This is a genomic window from Okeania sp. SIO2B9 (assembly GCF_010672505.1).
GTDB classification, from domain to species: Bacteria; Cyanobacteriota; Cyanobacteriia; order Cyanobacteriales; family Microcoleaceae; genus Okeania; species Okeania hirsuta.
Genome location: NZ_JAAHGK010001599.1, coordinates 1 through 1,451, shown reverse-complemented (window position 1 = coordinate 1,451; position 1,451 = coordinate 1). Strand labels below are relative to the sequence as shown.

1 protein-coding gene is annotated in these 1,451 nt (G+C 38.8%); it reads left to right on the top strand.

What is annotated here, in order from left to right:
• Positions 1–246: 246 nt before the first annotated feature.
• Entirely contained in the window at positions 247–1,116 is an 870-nt protein-coding gene (gene btpA, locus F6K13_RS32980; RefSeq protein ID WP_124144229.1) for a photosystem I biogenesis protein BtpA, read from the top strand.
• Positions 1,117–1,451: the final 335 nt, after the last annotated feature.

The following is a 1,451-nucleotide window of genomic DNA, read 5'->3' as shown; positions in this document are numbered from 1 at the left end:
TTTTCACCCTAACCCCAGCCCCTAAAACCTATCCTCTAAGTTCTGTAAAATTAGCCTACCAAACCACCCTACAAATACTCATACATACCTTCCAGAGATACCATTGCAGATAAAGCTTTAAAATGATGATGACCAAAAATTGACAATATAGTAGCAGAGTCTAGATAATAGATATATTCTAGGCCATAATTTCTCATGTAAATTCTGTTATGTTATTGCCAAATAACCGTGGTTTCAGGTAAACCCGTGGACTTAAAGCAAATATTTAAAACCAGACATCCAATCATTGGGGTAGTACATTTACAGCCTCTGCCAACCTCACCCCGTTGGGGAGGCGACCTCCAAGCTATTATTAGTAGAGCAGAAAGAGAAGCCACAGCCCTTGCATCAGGTGGTGTAGATGGCATTATCGTAGAAAACTTTTTTGATGCTCCTTTTGTCAAAGACCAAGTTGACCCGGCCGTAGTTAGTGCCATGACATTATTAGTACAAAAGATTATGAACTTGGTTTCCCTACCAATTGGAATCAACGTTTTGCGTAATGATGGCCAAAGTGCGATGGCGATCGCTTCCTGTGTGCAGGCCCAATTTATTCGTGTTAATGTCCTAACTGGAGTTATGTCTACGGATCAAGGGTTAATTGAAGGAAAAGCACATCAACTTTTACGCTATCGTCGAGAATTGGGTAGTGATGTCAAAATCTTTGCAGATGTTCTAGTCAAACACGCCCAACCATTGGGTGAACCCAATTTAACTACAGTTGTCCAAGAAACAATTGAACGTGGTCTAGCTGATGGAATAATTCTCTCCGGTTGGACTACTGGAAGTCCCCCTACCTTGGAAGATTTAAAATTAGCTAGTGCAGCAGCATCAGATACACCTATATTTATCGGCAGTGGCGCTAACTGGAACAATATTTCTACCTTGATGCCAGCTGTAGATGGTGTTATTGTATCTAGCTCGCTGAAGCGACATGGCCAAATAGATCAACCGATAGATCCTATTCGCGTGAGTCAGTTTGTGGAAGCTACTCAGCGAAGTTTATCGAATCAGAGACAAGATAATGAAAATTGGCAAAAAGAAACTAAAAATTGGCCTTCTCCTCTAAAAAATTAGGAATCAAAAATATAAATGTAAATTATGGTTCACCGAAACTCTAACCTATGGATTAAAGCAGTGGTCAAGTGAAGTTATGGTGGCGATCGCCACCATAAGTGTACTAAAGAGTCTATGACACTATAATTAAATTATCAGTCATCTCTTACAAATTATCAGTTAAAAGTTAATATTTTTAACTTTGTGCCTTTGTGTGGGTGACAAGAGAAGGAGCGACAACATTAGCCACATCATATACTTGATGATTTATTAAATATGTACCACAATAGTTGGTCTTAATGATCATGATTCAGAAGTCTTAATTAGTCTCTACACTAAATATTTCAGTATAGAGA